Consider the following 17,896-nt stretch of genomic DNA (forward strand, 5'->3'; position numbering starts at 1 on the left):
GGCGACGAGCGCCGAACTGCCCGACATTGCCAGCGCCGCAAGCTCGGGGCTCAGCAGGAACGGGTAGAACACGCCCGCTGCGATCGAGAAGGCGATGAGATTGTATCCGACCGCCCACCACAGGTTCTGGTGCATCTTGCGCAGCGTGGCGCGCGAGAGCGTCATCGCACCGACCACATCGTAGGGATCGCTCTTCATCAGCACGATGTCGGCGCTTTCAATGGCAACATCGGTGCCCGCACCGATCGCGAAACCGACGTCGGCTTGCGTCAGGGCTGGCGCATCGTTGACGCCATCGCCGACCATGCCGACCTTCAGGCCTCGCCCTTGCAGCTCCTTGATCTTCTCTGCTTTCTGCCCGGGAAGCACGTCGGCGAGGACAATGTCGATGCCAAGCACGTCCGCGATGCGCTTGGCGGTGCCGGCGTTATCGCCGGTGAGCATGGCCACGCGCACGCCCTGGCCGTGCAATTTGGCAATCGTTGCGATGGCCGTCGGGCGCGGTGTATCGGCGATCGCGATCAGCCCGAGCAGCGTGCCGGAACGTGCGACATGGATGACCGTGCGGCCTTCGCCCTTGAGCGCCTCGGCTTTGTCGCCGAGCGCCAGAAGATCGATCTTCTGCTCGTCCATGAGGCGCCGGTTACCAAGGAAGACCTGGCCTCCCTCGATGGCCGCACTGGCGCCCTTGCCCTCGATGTTTAGAAAGCTCGAAACCTTGGGGAGCTTCAGGCCTCCGGCCCGCTCGACGATGGCGAGGGCCAGCGGATGATCCGATCCCCGATCCACTGCGGCCGCGACTTGCAGAACCTCGTCGGGCGAAACGTTGGCGGCGGGAACGATTTCAACGACCTTGGGCTGGCCCATCGTGAGCGTGCCGGTCTTGTCGAAGACGATCACGTCGAGCTTGGTCGCTTCCTCGAGAGCCGCGGCATTCTTGAACAGAATGCCGTTTGAAGCGCCAAGGCCGGTGCCGACCATGACGGCCATCGGCGTGGCGAGGCCGAGCGCGTCGGGACAAGCAATGACGAACACCGTTATGGTCAAGGTCATCGCGAACAGCAGAGGCTGGCCGATCCACCAGAACCAGACCGCGAAGGTCGCAATCCCGATGAGGATCGCGGCGAGCACCAGCCATTGCGAGGCACGATCGGCGAGCAATTGCGCCGGCGCCTTCGAGTTCTGGGCTTCCTGGACCAGCTTGACGATCTGGGCAAGAGCGGTATCGGCGCCCACCTTGGTGGAGCGATAGCGCAGCGTGCCGCTCTTGTTGATGGTCGCCCCGATGACCTTGTCCCCGACCCTCTTGGTCACCGGCATCGACTCGCCGGTCAGCATGGATTCATCGATCGTTGACGTGCCTTCGATCACCTCGCCGTCGACGGGAAGCTTGTTGCCGGGCCGCAGGACCACAATGTCGCCGAGCACGACGTCGGCGGTTGCCACCTCGACCTCCTTGCCATCGCGGAAAACGGAGGCCCTGGGCGGGGCAAGGTCGAGCAGGGCCTTGATTGCGGCCGACGCCCCGGCGCGGGCGCGCATCTCCAGCCAGTGGCCGAGCAGGATGAACACGAGCAGCACGCTGGCCGCCTCGTAGAACTGCTGCCCCTCGAAGAAAAAGGTCGCTCCGACGCTGAACAGATAGCCGGTGCCGACGCTCAGCACCACCAGCACGGCCATGTTGAGGACGCCGTTACGCAGGGCCCGCCAGGCGGCCACCAGGAAAGGCCAGACCGGATAGAGGATCGCCGCACTGGCGAGCAAGAACATCGCAAGGTCTTCGCTCAGCCCGAAAGGCGGACGCAGCCAGGGCTCGCCCAGACCCATCGGCTCCATGGCGAAAACCGGCAGGGAAAAGACCAGGCTGATGAAGAAGCGGTTGCGCATGTCCTTGACCATGCCCTGCGTGTCCATGCCGGCTCCGTGTCCCATCTCATGAGCCATGGCGTCGTGCGGCGCCTTGTCTGCAACCGTCCTCTCGCCCGCCGGAGCCGGCTCAATCATGGCGGCGTGCCCGCCATGATCGTGCTCGGCGTGATCGTGGCCGGCGTGCCCGGCGTTTGCCCGCGGATGCCCCGGCGGAATCGTCATGCTGTCGGGAATGCACAGATGCCTCGGCACGACCTCGCCACGGCAATGGAAGCCGCAGGCCTCGATATCGCGAGCGAGAACTTCCGGGCTCGTGCGCATCTCGTCGAATTCGACAGTCGCGGTGGTCGATCCCGCGTTCATGGCGACACTGGCAACGCCCGGCAGAGCTGCGAGACGTTTTTCGACCGCCGCGAAATCCATTATGCCGACAAGGTCGCGCACTTCCAGATTGACCTTTTTCATCGTCGTTCTCCATGCCGCGGTTCGTGGCAGCATCGCATCGCCTGCGGTGTCTCAGCTTCGGTAGGCAAAGGTCGACATCATGCCGCTCGCCATGTGGTAGAGGTGGTGGCAATGGAGGGCCCATTTTCCGGGATTGACGGCATCGACGGCCATGGTGATCGAGCGCATCGGGGGCACCAACACGGTGTCGCGAACCGCACCCTGGAAGCGCTGACCGTCAATCGCGACCACCTGGAAATGGTGGCCATGAAGGTGCATCGGGTGCGCCATCATGGTGTCGTTGCGCAGCGTGACTTCGACGCGATCGCCCTTGTCCACAAGGATGGGCGCGCTGGTTCCGAGGCCCCAGCGATAGGTAGCCATGTCGCCGGTGAGTGCCATTTCGAATGTTTTGTTCGCCAAGCGTGAGCCAAGTGGCGCGATTGCTCGAAGTTGTGCCTCGAGCGCCAGGTCGAGAAGCGGAGCGTCCGTGTCCGCAGCCGTTCCGAGTTTGGCCACCGGCGCTCCCGCCGGACGCAGGACAATGCCGGTCCGTTCCTTGGCTCCCTCGCGCAACGCCAGGATCGGAAAGGAGGAACTTTGGTCGCGCGGCAAGTTCACGCGCACGTCGATGCGCTGGCCCATCGTCATTGGAAACCGCCGGCCCCTGACCGGTTCGACAGGCTGACCATCGACCGCGATCAGCTCGCCTTCGAGCTCGCCGAAGTCGATCATGAACGCGGTCGCCGTGGCGCCATTGATGATCCGCACCCGCACGCTCCCGCCCCGTTCGACTGGGACGATCTCGGGGTCGTCCAGGGACCGGTCATTGGCCAGATAGGCGTCATAGTCGATGTCGTTGATATCCATCGCCATGCCGCCATCGTTCATCCCAGCCATGGCGACGGTTTGCGCACCCGACATATCCATGCCGTCCATCGGCATGGAGCCGCCGGTATTCTTTCCCTGCAGCCCGGCCAGCAGCTCCTCCGGCGACGAAAATGAGAAATCGTGGAGCAGGATGACAACCTCCTGTTCGTCTTTTGCGTCATCGGCGGTATCGGCGACGATGAGAGGGGCGGCAAGGAGCAATTGCTCCTGCAGGGTATGGGCGTGCATCCAGAAGGTGCCCGGCTCGCCGACCGGGAAATCGAAACTGCGATCGGCTCGAGCGCCGATGAGCGGCAGTGGCGCGTCGGCGACACCGTCGCTCGGCCACGGCGGCGTCAAGCCGTGCCAATGGATGATCGTCGGCTCGGCAGTCTCGTTTCGAAGCAGCACGTTGAAGGCTTCGCCCGCCCGCAAGCGCAGGCCAGGCGCGCCGTCGGCCCTTCGCAGGCCGAAGACGCTTGCAGCTTTGCCGTTTACCTCGATGGTGCGGCGCGAGATGCCAAGGGTCTGGCCGCCCAACTGACCGGCGGAGGCTGCTGCGAGCAAGCTCGATGGGACTGCAAAAGCTGCGGCGCCTGCCACTGCGCCCTTGAGGATATCTCGACGTTTCATAATGGTTTCCTTCGTTTCGATTTGGGCGTTTCGTTGTTTCGTTCAGCACACAAAGATCAGGTTCAAACGCGCCGGCGATGAGCCGGGGCGATCAGGGCACACGGCGCTCGCCGGCGGAACCGAACAGTCTGGCCAGATGCGGAAAAAGGCGGGCACGCGGGCTGCGTAACGGTTGTATGCGTCGCCGAATTCCTTTCTCGCTTCACGCTCTTCGATGAAGGAAAGCCGCACATACATGCCGACCAGTACAGGGAACATCGCCAGCGTCAGCAGCGTCGGCCATTGCACGAGGAATCCCGCCATGACGAGGACGAAGCCGACATATTGCGGGTGCCGAACGAAGGCATATGGACCGGCCGTTGCGAGGCGATTGTGATGCTGTGCTTGGTAAAGCACCGGCCATGCGGTCGAGATCAGCACGAATGCGCCACCGATCAGGAAGAAGCTGAGAATGTGAGACGGACCGAAATGCGGATTGAGACGCCAGCCGAGCATCATCTCCGGGAGGTGACCGGCATCATGCGAGAACCAGTCGATGCCGGGGTATCGTGACTGCAGCCACCCTGAGAACAGGTAAATCGTCAGGGGAAAGCCATACATCTCGGCAAACAGCGCCACCAGGAAGGCGCTGAATGCACCGAAGGAGCGCCAGTCACGGCTGGTTCGCGGCTTGAAGAAGCTGAATGCGAACAGGATGAAAACTGCCGAATTGATCATGACCGGGCCCCAGAGGCCGTAGGCGGGAGATTGCTCGACCATCGTCATGCTCCTTTATGGTGGTGGGTGGTGCCGTCTTGCGCGCCAGGCTCGGGTTCCCTGTGCCAGGCATGGCCGCCGTGGCCGCCGTGCCCACGGTGGAATACGTGAAGCAGAGGACAGGCGAGCAGCAACAGAAAGGGAAGGGCGCCTAGGGTATGCGCCCGGTGCTCGGTAAGAAGGAAAAATGCAGCGATCAGCAGGAAAGCGATCGTGACCAGGCCGGTCTTCGAAGTCCAAAATCCGCCTGCCGCGGCCTTCGGTTCTGGTTGGGACCCGGTCGGGGAATCCGACATGCCATGTGAGTTGTTGGTATTCATGGGACGGGTTCCTTGTTGGTCAGCGGTTGGTGATTGCGGGAGCTTTCGAGCCCATATGCGATGAGGCTCACGGCCCAGACCAGCGCGCATGCGAACAGTGGCCACCTGAACTCGGAGCCGAGCGTAAAGTTGACCGCCGACATCAAGCCGATGGACGACGCTCCTCCGACCAGAGCACCGGTCACCGCGACCGGATGGCGCGCGCGGAACGCGGTGAATGCCAGCGCAACCAGGAGAGCGCCGGTGGCGAGGGCGTAGCCGCCGAGCACTCGGAAGACCTGACTGAGCCACATCGCAAGGCGTGGACCGATGGCTTCGAGTTCGGCGGCCGAGAGGTTCATATAGCGGATATCCTCGGGCAGCAGTGGTGGTCTGAGGGCGATGAAATACAGTCCGATGCCGACGATGATCATTCCCGCCACGGCAAGAGTTGCGGACGACGTCGTCCATGGATTGACTGCGGTTTTCATCGGCTGAACCTCGACTTGCCTAGCGCGCCCGGTGGCGACAACTCCCGTCATTTCGCTCGTTGCTTGAGCCATTCCTGCATGGCGGCGAGCTCGGCCTGCTGAGCCGTGATGATCTGATTGGCCCAACCCTTGACCTGATCATCCTTGCCGAATTGCAGGACCGCCCGGGCCATTTCGATGGCGCCCTGGTGGTGAGGAATCATCGTTTGGACGAAGGCGACATCGGGATCGCCGGCCTGGAGGCCCTGCATCAGTGCGTCCATGCGCTTCATGGCATCCATGTAAACCCTGGAGGCCTCCGGCATGTTGGGAGTGTCCATCGACTTGCCGTTCATCATGCCGTTGCCATGCATCACGCCGCCCTGGCCGCCTGGCATCATGCCGCCGCCCTGCGGTGTGCCGCCTTGCATCATCTGCTGCATCATCGGCATCATTTGCTGCATCATGGGAGCCATCTTCTCCATCATGGGCATCATCTGTTGCATCGTGGACATCATCGTCGTGCACTGCTCGGGCGACCCGCCCGGCATCGCCTTTGCGGCCGGCATCGCTATCTTGGCTTGTGGTGCATCGGTCGCCGGATGATGCGGATCCGTCTGGGCAAAAGCGGCGCCCGAAAAAGCTGCGAATGCGGCAAGCGTGGTCAATCGAAGATGGGTTTTCACGGCTGTGTCCTTGTCGTTGATGTGCAACCGACAGGCGAACTCCGGAATGGGTGCGCGAGGCAGCCCGGATCGCCGGTACAGTTTGCGGTTTCTCGGATTGTTGGCCCGTTATGAGTCTTGATGGATCTGCTGGATTCAACAGTCCAAGGGCCGCGACGGCGCGATATTAGCCGAAAATCCGGGGAGGTTGCAGGAGGGCATCGGGCTTCACGCCCATTGCTGGGAACGCCTTGCCCGCCATGAAGCGGATCGCAACCGGCGCGCGGTGGAGAACGTCGCATCCGCCGGCGGAAATGCCTGCGGCACAACAGCCGGAGCCGGTCGAATGCATGCAATCCAGGCAGCCATCGCATGGGGCGCGATGGTTGTCCTGGTCCGTGGACGCTATGTGAACCGTTGCCTTGTGCAAAGCGGTCGTCGAGGGCGCCGCAACGCCGGCCTGCTCTATTGCGGAAGTCGGCGCGGCAGGACCAGCAACGGCGCCGCCCGCGACCAGGAGGATCACGGCCAGCAGTAGGCGAAGCTGAGCCAACACGAGTTTCATGGTACCAGTGTAGCAAAACGGCGCATCGGCACTTTGATGCAAATCAATGCCCGCCAGCGTGGCGAATCCGAAGTTCGTTCTGGCAGCCGGCAATGAGGAGATAGCGACGTGCTCACAGTCCCGACGGCGGAAGCCAGCACATCCCGGTCGGAGCGGCTCAACCGCAAATGCTTTTGCATCACGCTCGACCGGGCGAAACTTTGGGCGGCGCTTGACCACGAAGCCGGAGAGCCTGGCTTCAGCGAAGCCTTGGTGGCATCGCGGCCGCATCTGTTTTCCAATGTGCCGGTCTTCCTCGCCGCGTCTGCCCTTGAAGAGATGCAGAGAATCGTCGTCGCCATCGAGGCGACAGCAAAGTTGCCATCCTACCGCGAAGCGGTCCTCTCCTGGGCTCCCGAAATCGCGCAACGGGATTTTGGACCTGTCGGCGCTCTCATGGGCTACGATTTTCATCTCGACGATAACGGTCCCAAGCTGATCGAGGTGAACACCAACGCCGGCGGCGCTTTCCTCAATGCGCTGCTCGCCAAGGCGCAGCAGGCTTGCTGTTCCGAAGTCGACCGGGCGCTGATCGGCCCAAGGGACGATCGCTTCGAGGCGAGCGTCGTCGCGATGTTCACGGACGAATGGCGCCGCCAGCGCGGCACCGGATCGCCGCGAAGGATCGCGATCGTCGATGACCGGCCCGAGGAGCAGTATCTCTATCCCGAATTCGTGCTTGCCAGGCAGATGTTGCTGAGACACGGCCTCGAAGCGGTGATCGGAGACGCAAGCGACCTGAAATATACAGGCTGCAAGCTTCGGCTCGGCGGCGATGAGATCGATTTGGTCTACAATCGCCTGGTCGATTTTGCGCTTGATGGGCCGGAGCATGCGGCGCTCAAGGCGGCTTATCTGGACGGAGCGGTGGTGGTCACGCCCAATCCGCACAACCATGCGATCTTTGCGAGCAAGCGCAATTTGACATTCCTGTCCGATCAGGCGATGCTCGAAGCATTCGGCCTTTCCCCGGAGCTGCGCTTGCGGCTCACAGGCATTCCGCGGACCACTCTGATTACCCCCGATAATTCGGATGTCGCCTGGCAGTCCCGCAAGGACATGTTCTTCAAACCACTGTCGGGCCACGGCAGCAAGGCGGTCTACCGCGGCGATAAGGTGACAAAGAGCGTTTGGGCCGAGATCGCGCGCGGTGGTTACGTGGCCCAGTCATTTGCCGCGCCCGGGCAGCGCATGATCGAAATCGACGGCGCACCCGCGCCGCGCAAAATGGACGTGCGGCTCTACACTTACGACGGCCGGATGTTGCTCGCCGCCGCGCGCCTCTACCAGGGCCAAACCACGAATTTCCGTACACCCGGCGGCGGTTTTGCCCCTGTACTGGCCGTGTAACCATGCGGTGCTCATCTAGATCAGCCTATAAGACAGACGCTCGGGTGTTGGAACCGAAGCGCCGCCTTCGACCCATGTTCCGCGCTCGCCTCTGACAATTTCGACGGCTTCATCAAGCTTGCCGATCGCCGCAGGCTTGCCCGTTGCTTCAACGAACTCGATAGCGGCGCCGACCTTCGGTCCCATGGATCCGGCGGGAAAATCCCGGCCCGATATCTCTGCTGGTGTAATCCTCCGCAGCGCGCGGGCGGCAGCCGTGCCGTAGTCGACATAAACCGCGTCGACATCGGTCAGCATGAGCAACATGTCGGCCTTCAATTGGCGGGCGAGGAGCGAACTCGACAGATCTTTGTCGATGACGGCCTCCACGCCGCAAAGACTGCCGTCGTCTCGAGCTATGACCGGAACACCACCGCCACCGGTGCAGATTACGATGACACCGCGCTCGACAAGAAACGAAATCACGGATGCTTCCAGAATCTCCAGCGGCCTGGGCGAAGGGACAACGCGACGCCATTTGTCGGCATCGGGCGCGATCTGCCAGCCGCGTTCCGCAGCAAGCCGCCGCGCGGCTGCCTCGTCATAGACCGGGCCTATCGGCTTCGTCGGATGAGCGAAGGCTGGGTCGTGCGGGTCCACTTTCACCTGGGTCAGCAACGTCGCGAACAGCCTCCCATCGAGAAGGTTGCTGAGTTCCTGCTCGATCACATAGCCGATCATGCCGGCGCTCTCGGCGCCGAGCACGTCGAGAGGAAACGCACTGCCGTCCGAGGTGGCTGCCGCCTGCAGGGCCAGAAGCCCCACCTGCGGACCGTTGCCGTGCGTGATCACGACCGAATGTCCTTCGCCCACAATTTCGGCAAGCACCGAAGCGGCGCGCGCGACGTTGGCGCGCTGGTTTTCCGCCGTCATCGGTTCACCGCGCCGCAGGAGCGCGTTTCCGCCGAGCGCAACGACGATAAGCATCTCAGTTGCCGATCGTGGCGACGAGCAGGGCCTTGATCGTGTGCAAGCGGTTTTCCGCCTGGTCGAAGACGATCGAGGCGTCCGATTCGAACACCTCGTCGGTTACCTCCATACAGTCGATGCCGTATTCCTTTGCGATAAAGGCGCCGATCTCGGTCTCGGTGTCGTGGAACGCCGGCAGGCAATGCATGAATTTGACGTGGGGGTTGCCGGCGGCAGCCATCACTTCGCTGGTGACCCGATAGGGGGTCAAAAGGCGAATGCGTTCGGCCCAGCCGGATTTGTCCTCGCCCATCGACATCCACACGTCGGTGTAGACGAAGTCGGCACCCCGGACGCAGCCCGTCACGTCCTCGTCCAACCTGAACCGGCCGCCGCTGCGTTCCGCCAGTTCCCTGACATGGACACAGAATTCCTCGTCCGGCCATAGCTCCCTCGGGGAGGCGATGCGCATGTCGATGCCGACCTTGGCTGCTCCGAGCGCCAGCGACAGCGCGACATTGTCACGGCCTTCGCCGACGAAGGTGACGGCCATGTCCGAAAGATGCTTGTGCGTGAACTCGCGCATGGTCATCAAATCGGCGAGGATCTGCGTCGGGTGCGCCTCGTCGGTGAGACCGTTATAGACGGGCACGCCGGCATGCGCGGCAAGCAATTCGGCCTGACGCTGGCCAAAGCCGCGATATTCGATCGCGTCATACATCCGGCCGAGTACGCGGGCGGTATCCTTCATGGATTCCTTGTGGCCGATGTGGCTGCCGCTAGGGCCGAAATAGGTGACATGGGCACCCTGATCATAGGCCGCCACTTCGAAGCCCGTGCGTGTGCGCGTTGAATCCTTTTCGAAGATCAGCGCGATGTTCTTCCTGGTGAGGCGTGGCACTTCATGCCCGGCGAGCTTAGCCGCCTTGAGATCGGCGGCGAGCTTCAGAAGAAACCGGATCTCGCCGGCCGTGAGATCGTCCAGGGTCAGCACAGAGCGGCCGTGAAGGTTGATCGACATGGGACTTCCTTTCGGGTCAAATCGGATCGCGGGCGATCGGGCAAGTCATACAGTGCCCGCCGCCGCGACCGCGGCTCAGCTCGGCGCCCTCGACCGTTATCACCTCGACGCCAGCCCGGCGCAGAAGCGTATTGGTATAAACGTTGCGGTCGTAGCCGATGACCACGCCGGGCTCGACGGCCACGACATTGTTGCCGTCGTCCCATTGCTCGCGTTCGGCCTCGTAGCGGTCGCCGCCGGTGGCGATGATCCGCAGCGATTTCACTCCGAGGGCCTCGGCGACAACCGCCGTGAACGGCTTGTTCTCTTCCGTGACCTCGACGGCCGCCGCTCCGTCGCCCGGCCTTAGAGAGAAGGCGCGCAGCCGCTCGACCACCGGCGGATACATGGTGACCAGGTCGCGGTCGCAGAAGGTGAAAACAGTGTCCAGATGCATGAAGCTGCGGTCCCGCGGCATCAGCGCCGCGATCACCCGCGTCGCTTCGCCGGCTGCGAACAGGCTGCGCGCGAGGCCGCCGACCGCTTGCGGCGTGGTGCGTTCTCCCATGCCGACGAGCACCGTTCCATCGCCGATCGGCATGACATCTCCGCCTTCCAGGCTGATGCCGGTTCCCGGATCGGGTGAAACGAAGGGGATGCTGCTGTCGCGAAAGCGGGGGTGGAAGCGGTAGACGGCTTCGATATTGGCCGCTTCTGGCCGCCTCGCGGGCCAGTACATGGCATTGACCGAGACCGAGCCATAGATCCAGCAGGAGCTGTCACGGGTAAAAAGCTGGTTCGGCAGCGGTGGCAGCACGAAGTCCTGAGGCGCGAGCGTTCTTCCGGTCAATCCCCGTGGTTCGAAAGGCAGCTCTGCCCGCGCGATGCCGCCGACAAGATAGGACGCCAGCTGCGGCGAGGGCATCTCGTTAAGCCACCCTCGCATCTCATCAATCATGTCGAGCCCGACGACCCCGGGATGAATTCGGCGATCAAGAAGCCAGTCGCGGGCTTTGGTCAGGCTCATGGTCTCGGCCAGCAAGTTCCCGAACGAATGCACCACCACGCCACGCTCACGCAACGCATCGACGAAGACATCATGCTCCTGCCGTGCCTTCTTTACCCACAGGACATCGTCAAAGAGCAGCGCCCTGCAATTATCCGGCGTCAGCCTTTGCAGGCTGAGATCAGGGCGGTGCACCAGCACCTCGCGCAGCCGGCCTACTTCAGAAAAGGCGCCGAGCCTGGTCGTGGTGATGGGAGCGTTCATAGCGGGCTGATGCTCCCGTTCCAGATGAGGTAGGCGGCAGCTATACCGGCAAGGGCGAGCGCTGCGGCGAGTGCGGCTTCGGCAGGATGGAAGATGCGCTCGTTGGTTTCTCGGCGCGCCCAGATGTAGAAAATGATTCCGGGCGCATAGAGGATCGCGCACATGAACAGATACGCTGGACCGGCTGCGTACACGAGCCACAGCCCGTAGATCGTCGCCAGCAGCCCGGCGAACAGTGGACCGACGCGCTGTTCGTCGCTCTCATAACTCTCCCCGGTCCATGCGAGCTTGGCTGTATACGCTCCGGAAAAAATGTAAGGCACCAGGATGGCTGCGGATGCGATGTAGAAGAGCGCCTGATAGGTGCTTTGCGCGAACAGCGTGATTACCAGGAATGCCTGGACCAACAGGTTGGTGATCAAGAGCGAGGTCGACGGCACGCCGCGTTCACTCTCCCGGCCAAAGAATTTCGGCATCGTTCCGTCCTTGGCCGCGACATGAGGGATTTCGGCCGCAAGCAGCGTCCAGCTCAGGAAGGCTCCGACCACCGACACGACAAGCGCGATGTTGATGAGGATCGCGCCCCACGGCCCGACAACAGCCTCGAGCACGCCAGCCATCGACGGGTTCTTCAACGCGGCGAGCTTAGGCTGGCTCAGAATGCCGAGCGACAGCAGCGAGACCAAGGCGTAAAGCACGAGGCAGGTGAAGAAGCCCAGAACGGTCGCGATCGCGATGTCCTTGCGGCGTTCGGCTCGGCTGGAGAAGACGCTGGCGCCTTCGATGCCGATGAACACCCACAGCGTCACCAGCATAGTGCTTTTCACTTGTGCGGTGATCGAGCCGAGAGTGGCGTTGCCAAGCCCGGTGAAGTCGAGCGACCAGACCTCGAGCTTGAAGGCGACCGCGACGACGCCGACAAACAGCACGATCGGGGCGATCTTTGCCACGGTGACGATAAGGTTCACGATCGCCGCCTGCCGGATGCCGGCGAGCACTAGGATGTGGATCAGCCATAGCAGGATGGATGCGCCCAGCACCGCCTGCCAGGTGTTGCCGTCGCCGAAGGCCGGAAAGAAATAGGAAAGCGCGCTGAACACGATCACCGCGTAGGAGACATTGCCGACCCAGGCGCTGATCCAATAGCCCCAGGCGCTGTTGAAGCCGATGAAGGGACCGAAGCCAGCCTTGGCGTAAGCATAAGGGCCGGCATCGAGTTCAGGCTTGCGGGTCGCGAGCGACTGATAGACGAAAACGAGCGCCAGCATGCCGACCGCTGTGATGGCCCAGCCAATCAGAATGGCCATAGGACCAGCGCCGGCCGCCATATTCTGCGGCAGGCTGAACACACCAGAGCCGACCATTGAGCCTATCACGAGCGCCGTGAGGGACCCTAATCGGAGTTTCGTCGCTGCTACGGTCGTCACTTTCCCGATGGGGACATCTATTCCGGCCGTCGTCATGGATGCTCTCCTGAGTTGAATATCTCAATGGGGAGGCAATGAACCGGGAAAGAAGGGCCGGCGCTTTGATGCGGGTCAAACAAAGTTGCAGTGCCGACCGGCGCTTCGCAAAGCCGTGCCAATTCTCACGGTCGCCCACCTTTGCATTGGTGCGAAAGGGGAGTTTTGCTGTTTCGGTTGTAGACGATCGTGCTAAAGCGCCCGCTCACCGAGCCTGCGCATTTGTTCGAACCATTTCGCCCGCGTCGTATCGGTGGCACCCGCGACCATGCCGAACAAGGTTTCGCGCACCGGGCTCACGCCGGCGAAACGCAGAATGCTCCGCCGCATGCCGGCAATGCCGTGGCTGAGGAACCATAGCCGGTAAAGGATGGCAGGCATGCCCATCGTGACCACGACGCGGGCGGAGCGGCCGCGAAGCAGTTTCCTGGGCAGGCCGCCACCCTTGTCCGGGTAGGTAAAGGCAGTTCCCGGCCGAATCACCTGTTCCAGAAAAGCCTTGAGCAGAGCCGGTACGGTCCCGAGCCACAGCGGAAAGACAAATACAATGTGCTCCGCCCAGACTATCGCTTCAGCGGCATCCTCTAGGCTGTCGGGAATCGCGCCGTGCTCGAACTCCTGCAACGTCCGAAGCATTGGAAAATCGAGTGCCGCGAGGTCGACCCGGCGGACCATATGCCCCGCCAGTTCTGCACTTTCGCCATAGGCCCTGGCGAGATTACGGCAAAGCCGGTGTGGCGACGGATCGGGATGGCCGAGAACAATCAAGATGCGCCGCGGCATGGGTTACCTCCGAGGCGGCTTGGCAGCAACCGGACGTGTCGTAATTTCGGGGCGTGACCCTTCAAGCTGATCATGGCGTACTCCTTCGCGGAGTTTCATAAAACGGCTGTCCGGCTTGGCCCTTGATCGGCATCAAAGAGGCCGGTTCTCGGCGCTACCAGAAGGTCGAGGGCGGCAACATCGTGCCGTAGCCGGCTATTGCGGCGACGAGGGTTGCACCTGCGAGCGGCAACCAGAACCTGATCGGGCCGGCAAATGCGGCCAGCGACAGGCGGCAGATCGCGTTTGCTGTCAGCGCCGCGAGCACCGCCTGGCCAATGGTCTCGACAGGGACCGAATGTTTGACCAGGCGCAAGGCACTGAGCACCGAGACATCGACATCGAATGTGCCCGCAAGCGCCGAACTCGCCAGCAAGCCGCGTCCGCCGAATTGAGCAGCCAATGCAGCGCTCGCGGTCGCGACGATCGCAAACAGCAGGGCGAAGAGCAGCAACGGGCCTAGGTCGAAGGGATTGCGCGCGACGCCGGCACCCTTGCGATCCCCGCTGTCCCGAGCCAGGAGCAATGCTCCGCAAACAGCGAAGGAGAGCGCCGCGACAATTGCGGGAATGCCGACCGAAGGGAACACGCTTGGCTCAACGATCAGAACCACGGCGCAGACGCGTAGCAAAGAAACCATTGCGGCCAGCGACGCCGCGCCAGCGAGCGGCAGAGGATTGCTTGCCGACACGGCGTTGCGGGCCAGCGCCACGGTTACGGCGGTGGAAGAGACGATCGCGCCGGCGAGCGAGCTGACGAGCAGACCGCGGGTGGTCCCCAGGACGCGAACGGCGACATAGCCGGCGAACGATATCGACGCCATCAGTACCGTCAGGAACCAGACTTCCCACGGATTGAAACCGCCCCATGGGTCCATCGTCCGGTTTGGCAGCAAGGGCAGGACGATCGCGCTCATCACAGCCAGGATCAGCGCGGAACGAAGCTCGATCCAGGTCAGCCGCTTCAGGAGGCCGTGCAGGACTTCCCGACTGGCAAGGATGGCCGCGAGTGCTGCTCCTCCTGCAGAAGCGGCGCGGTAATCGCCAGCGACGGACAATGCACCGAGCGCGAATACGCAAAGGGCTGCTATTACCGCCGTGACACTGAAATCCTCATCATGGGCTGCCTCACGCGCCTTGTACCAGGCGAAGATTGCCGCAAAGGCGATGAAACCACCGACCAGCACGGATACTGCGTCGAGAGCATCGGCCAGAGCTGCGAGAAGGCCGCCGAGCAGACCGGATATGCCGTAGGTTCGAATTCCGGCCGTCCGGCTGCGATCGGGCGCGTCCCGCTCTCGCCAGCCACGCTCCAGTCCGACGAGCAGGCCTATGGTCAGTGCAAGTCCGAGCCGGGCGATGAGCGGATCCACGATTTGAAGACCTCAGGCGCCCGCCATAGGCAGGTGGTCGCGGATCCACCTGACGATCTGCCCCGCCGTCATTGCGCCGGATGTGCGCGCAACTTCATGTCCGCCATGGAACAGGATCATGGTCGGGATGCCGCGAATGCCGAGCCTGGCTGAAACGGCCTGCTCATTATCGGAGTTGAGCTTGATCAGCCGAACATGCGGTTCCAGTTCGTTTGCTGCGGCTTCATATGCGGGCGCCATCATCTTGCAGGGCCCGCACCATGGCGCCCAGACATCCACGACAACGGGAAGGGTGCCTCGCTTGACCTGACGATCGAAGGTTCGTGCGTCGACGTCCTCGGGGTGGCCTGAGAACAGCTTTTTCCCGCACTTTCCGCATTTTGCGTTTTTCGCATCGCGCGCTGGCGGCAGTCGATTGATCCCGCCGCATTTGCTGCAAACCACCAGATTTTCCTGCGCCATCGCCCTTCACCACTGGTATACATGCGCCACAGAGTGCCTATCCCCAAGCTGGCTCGGACTTCCAATGTTTTTTTTGCGCGATGGACGATTTTAGCGTGAAAACGGATTGCCCGGCACAATCCACGGCGGCTGTGCGCCCGCGGTGTTCGGACGGGAAAGCACGCTATTCCTTTGCTTCCCGACCCGACGCCTGCTTGATAATGATTCTGAAGAAAACATGCGGAGTGCTGTCCGAAACAGGAGGCGTAACCGGCTTCAGAGCGCCAGGCTCCCACCAGTCGATGTGCTTGCTCAACACCGACCACGCATGGTCGCGCTGAACCTTGTAGCCGATCCGGTCAGGCAGTTCTTCATAGACACCATCGACAACCACGCTTCTCCATGCCCGCCCTTGGCCGCGTTCGTCGACCTGGACGCACACCAGCGGATTGGCACGCATCCAGTCGACCTTTTTGCCCGGCATGGAAAATGCATAGAGGTGATTGTCGGCGTGGGCATAGTAAAATGGCACGACGTAGGGCTGTCCATCCTTGGCGCATGCCAAGTGGCCGACCCGGTTGGCCGTCAGCAATTTTGTACACTCCAAAGCAGAAAGCGTGCGGATCAGCATCGGCGCGATCTCCTGTTTTTTCGTGACGCACGGTGTCGCCGGTGCTCCATCGACTCTGATATCCGGCATCGCGGATCGTAGCCCTGCCGCCAGGGAGGTCATTGATCACGATCAAGGAGTCGGTCGGCCGACAGATGAATCGACAACCATGGCTAGGCCCGCCGGTGACTCGCATGGCGGCCCATGTCAGTGTCAGCGTCCATACCGGAGTGGGGATTCGGAAATGATCCAGATCAAGGCGGGGCCTGCTGCTCCCACCCATCATAGGGGATGATGTGGAAGCCGATCTCAAGCGCTCCGTTCGATCGTGAGCTGGAACTCGCCGTCCTCGATGACGATGGCGAACATGCGCTTATCTTTCCTTGCATAAAGGAGCGAGAAGGCTGGAAGAACGCCGCCACCCGCGCACGCATCGACGTTCACCCGACCCACTGGCGAGACTGGGTGCCGGATAGGGTTCCGCTAAACGACGGGAAGTCTCTCCGCGACTCGCTTTAACGTTTGGATTCCACAACCAACGCCATGCGCACGAGATGCGACAGACTGCTCGCGGCCATCTTGCTCATGACATTGGCGCGATGGATCTCGACCGTGCGCGGGCTGATGCCGAGGTCATAGGCAATCGTCTTATTGGGCAGGCCGGACACAAGGCCGTCCAGCACTTGTCGCTCCCGCTCCGACAGGGCCGCCAGACGACCGCGGATTTCCGCGCTTTGTGGGTGTGTCGCCTCCGTCCGATTGCGACTGTCCAATGCGGAGCGGATCGCTTCGATCAGCACCTCGTCGTCAAACGGCTTTTCGATGAAGTCGGCGGCACCTTCCTTCATCGCCTGAACAGCGAGGGCCACATCGGCATGACCCGTCATGACGATGACCGGAAGCGTATGCCCGCGGGTCCGGAGCTGTCGCAGGAACTCGATGCCGTCAATGCCCGGCATGCGCACGTCTGTCACAATGCAGCCGTCGAGATGGCTCGTGGCCATAGCCAGAAAAGCTGTCGCCGATTCGTACAGGCGCACGGCGAAATCAGCCGTCGCTAAGAGAAAACCAAGCGATTTGCGAACGTCGACGTCGTCGTCGACCACGTGTACAAGATGGTTACCGGTCATTGGCAACCTCTTCCTTCTCCACGATGCGCAAGGTGAACCGGAACGCGGTTCCTCCAGTCGGTATTGCCTCGGCCCAGATGTGGCCACCATGCGACTCAACGATTGTACGGCAAATAGAGAGGCCGACGCCCATGCCCTGTTTCTTGGTGGTGACAAATGGCTGGAAAAGCTGTGCGGAGACTTCCGGCGCGAGACCAGTGCCTGTGTCGATCACGCTTACCTCTGCCATGCCGTCGTCACGGGCCACGGTCATGACTTGCAACTCGCGGCGTGGCACGCCTTGCATGGCTTCTATCGCGTTGCGCATCAAGTTGAGCAGAACCTGCTGAATCTGGATGCGGTCGGTCAAGACCAGTTCGGCGGCGGGATCAAGCTTGTAGCTGACGCGCACGTCTACTTCTCTTGCACCGACCAGGGCCAGGGACGAGGCTTCCTCGATCAGTGTGGGCAGGCGTTCGACCTGGCGCTCGCTCTCGCCTCTTGCGACGAAGTCCCGAAGGTGGCGAATGACGTCTCCGGCCCTCAAGGCCTGTTCCGCTGCCTTTTCCACGGCCTCCCTCAACATCGGCGCGTTCTCTTCCGTGCTTTTTTCGAGAAGCCGGCGGCTGCCTTTAAGGTAGTTCGTGATTGCCGTGAGAGGCTGGTTGATCTCATGCGCCAATGTCGAAGCCATTTCGCCCAGCGCGGTAAACCGCGCCATGTGTAGAAGCTCCTGCTGCTGCTCCTGTATTCTTGCTTCCGCTCTGTAGCGTTCGGTCAGATCCCGGCAGAAGCCGGTAAAGAAGCGGCCGGTCCCAGGATGCATTTCACCGACGGCAAGTTCCATCGGAAAGGTTGAGCCATCCTTACGCATTCCAGTGACGGTGCGGCCGAGCCCGAT

The 17,896-nt window shown here is 62.2% G+C and carries 19 protein-coding genes; 1 reads left to right on the plus strand and 18 read right to left on the minus strand.

Going from position 1 to position 17,896, the window contains the following annotated elements; all coding sequences use genetic code 11:
* The 7 genes from E5W70_RS08670 to E5W70_RS08700 form a co-directional block, all read right to left on the minus strand.
* Positions 1-2,334 (minus strand): heavy metal translocating P-type ATPase (locus tag E5W70_RS08670; RefSeq protein ID WP_292656524.1); only part of this gene is annotated, 2,334 nt, incomplete at its 3' end.
* A gap of 51 nt (positions 2,335-2,385) precedes the next feature.
* On the minus strand, positions 2,386-3,816 hold the full coding sequence (locus E5W70_RS08675; protein WP_292656526.1) for a multicopper oxidase family protein: 1,431 nt from the start codon (positions 3,814-3,816) through the stop codon (positions 2,386-2,388).
* A gap of 42 nt (positions 3,817-3,858) precedes the next feature.
* Positions 3,859-4,575 (minus strand): isoprenylcysteine carboxylmethyltransferase family protein, encoded by a 717-nt coding sequence (locus E5W70_RS08680; RefSeq protein WP_292656528.1) that lies wholly within the window; start codon positions 4,573-4,575, stop codon positions 3,859-3,861.
* Positions 4,576-4,577: 2 nt separating this feature from the next.
* Positions 4,578-4,868 carry a DUF2933 domain-containing protein gene (locus E5W70_RS08685; protein WP_292656660.1) on the minus strand — a complete coding sequence of 97 codons (291 nt, stop codon included), beginning with the start codon at positions 4,866-4,868 and terminating at the stop codon, positions 4,578-4,580.
* Positions 4,869-4,888: 20 nt separating this feature from the next.
* Positions 4,889-5,362 (minus strand): hypothetical protein, encoded by a 474-nt coding sequence (locus E5W70_RS08690; protein WP_292656531.1) that lies wholly within the window; start codon positions 5,360-5,362, stop codon positions 4,889-4,891.
* 47 nt (positions 5,363-5,409) lie between these two features.
* Positions 5,410-5,910, minus strand: a complete 501-nt coding sequence (locus E5W70_RS08695; protein ID WP_292656534.1) for a DUF305 domain-containing protein — start codon at positions 5,908-5,910, stop codon at positions 5,410-5,412.
* A gap of 283 nt (positions 5,911-6,193) precedes the next feature.
* Positions 6,194-7,444 carry a hypothetical protein gene (locus E5W70_RS08700; RefSeq protein WP_292656537.1) on the minus strand — a complete coding sequence of 417 codons (1,251 nt, stop codon included), beginning with the start codon at positions 7,442-7,444 and terminating at the stop codon, positions 6,194-6,196.
* On the opposite strand from E5W70_RS08700, the gene E5W70_RS08705 reads away from it, so the two are divergent.
* Complete coding sequence (locus tag E5W70_RS08705; RefSeq protein ID WP_292656540.1) at positions 7,397-7,960, plus strand: hypothetical protein; 564 nt, start codon at positions 7,397-7,399, stop codon at positions 7,958-7,960. The two genes, E5W70_RS08700 and E5W70_RS08705, sit on opposite strands and share 48 nt — an antisense overlap.
* 15 nt (positions 7,961-7,975) lie before the next feature.
* On the opposite strand, the gene arcC is transcribed toward E5W70_RS08705, so the two are convergent.
* The 11 genes from arcC to E5W70_RS08760 form a co-directional block, all read right to left on the minus strand.
* Entirely contained in the window at positions 7,976-8,926 is a 951-nt protein-coding gene (gene arcC, locus E5W70_RS08710) for a carbamate kinase (RefSeq protein ID WP_292656543.1), read from the minus strand.
* Between the two features lies 1 nt (position 8,927).
* On the minus strand, positions 8,928-9,929 hold the full coding sequence (gene argF / locus E5W70_RS08715; protein ID WP_292656545.1) for an ornithine carbamoyltransferase: 1,002 nt from the start codon (positions 9,927-9,929) through the stop codon (positions 8,928-8,930).
* Between the two features lie 16 nt (positions 9,930-9,945).
* On the minus strand, positions 9,946-11,178 hold the full coding sequence (locus E5W70_RS08720; RefSeq protein ID WP_292656548.1) for an arginine deiminase: 1,233 nt from the start codon (positions 11,176-11,178) through the stop codon (positions 9,946-9,948).
* On the minus strand, positions 11,175-12,641 hold the full coding sequence (arcD, locus tag E5W70_RS08725) for an arginine-ornithine antiporter (RefSeq protein ID WP_292656551.1): 1,467 nt from the start codon (positions 12,639-12,641) through the stop codon (positions 11,175-11,177). Before arcD ends, E5W70_RS08720 begins: the two co-directional genes overlap by 4 nt.
* A 192-nt stretch (positions 12,642-12,833) precedes the next feature.
* Positions 12,834-13,424: an NAD(P)H-dependent oxidoreductase gene (locus E5W70_RS08730; RefSeq protein WP_292656554.1), complete on the minus strand. Its 591-nt coding sequence runs from the start codon at positions 13,422-13,424 to the stop codon at positions 12,834-12,836.
* A 154-nt stretch (positions 13,425-13,578) separates the two neighbouring features.
* Complete coding sequence (locus E5W70_RS08735) at positions 13,579-14,835, minus strand: MgtC/SapB family protein (RefSeq protein WP_292656556.1); 1,257 nt, start codon at positions 14,833-14,835, stop codon at positions 13,579-13,581.
* A 12-nt stretch (positions 14,836-14,847) separates the two neighbouring features.
* Positions 14,848-15,297 (minus strand): thioredoxin TrxC, encoded by a 450-nt coding sequence (gene trxC / locus E5W70_RS08740; protein ID WP_292656558.1) that lies wholly within the window; start codon positions 15,295-15,297, stop codon positions 14,848-14,850.
* A 163-nt stretch (positions 15,298-15,460) separates the two neighbouring features.
* Complete coding sequence (locus E5W70_RS08745) at positions 15,461-15,907, minus strand: pyridoxamine 5'-phosphate oxidase family protein (protein WP_292656663.1); 447 nt, start codon at positions 15,905-15,907, stop codon at positions 15,461-15,463.
* A gap of 288 nt (positions 15,908-16,195) precedes the next feature.
* On the minus strand, positions 16,196-16,330 hold the full coding sequence (locus tag E5W70_RS33080) for a hypothetical protein (protein ID WP_366509683.1): 135 nt from the start codon (positions 16,328-16,330) through the stop codon (positions 16,196-16,198).
* Positions 16,331-16,401: 71 nt separating this feature from the next.
* Positions 16,402-17,016, minus strand: a complete 615-nt coding sequence (gene fixJ, locus E5W70_RS08755) for a response regulator FixJ (protein WP_292656563.1) — start codon at positions 17,014-17,016, stop codon at positions 16,402-16,404.
* On the minus strand, positions 17,006-17,896 hold an 891-nt coding region (locus E5W70_RS08760), incomplete at its 5' end, for an ATP-binding protein (protein ID WP_292656566.1). The genes fixJ and E5W70_RS08760, both read right to left, overlap by 11 nt.

This window comes from Mesorhizobium sp. (genome assembly GCF_005063415.1).
Taxonomy (GTDB): domain Bacteria; phylum Pseudomonadota; class Alphaproteobacteria; order Rhizobiales; family Rhizobiaceae; genus Mesorhizobium.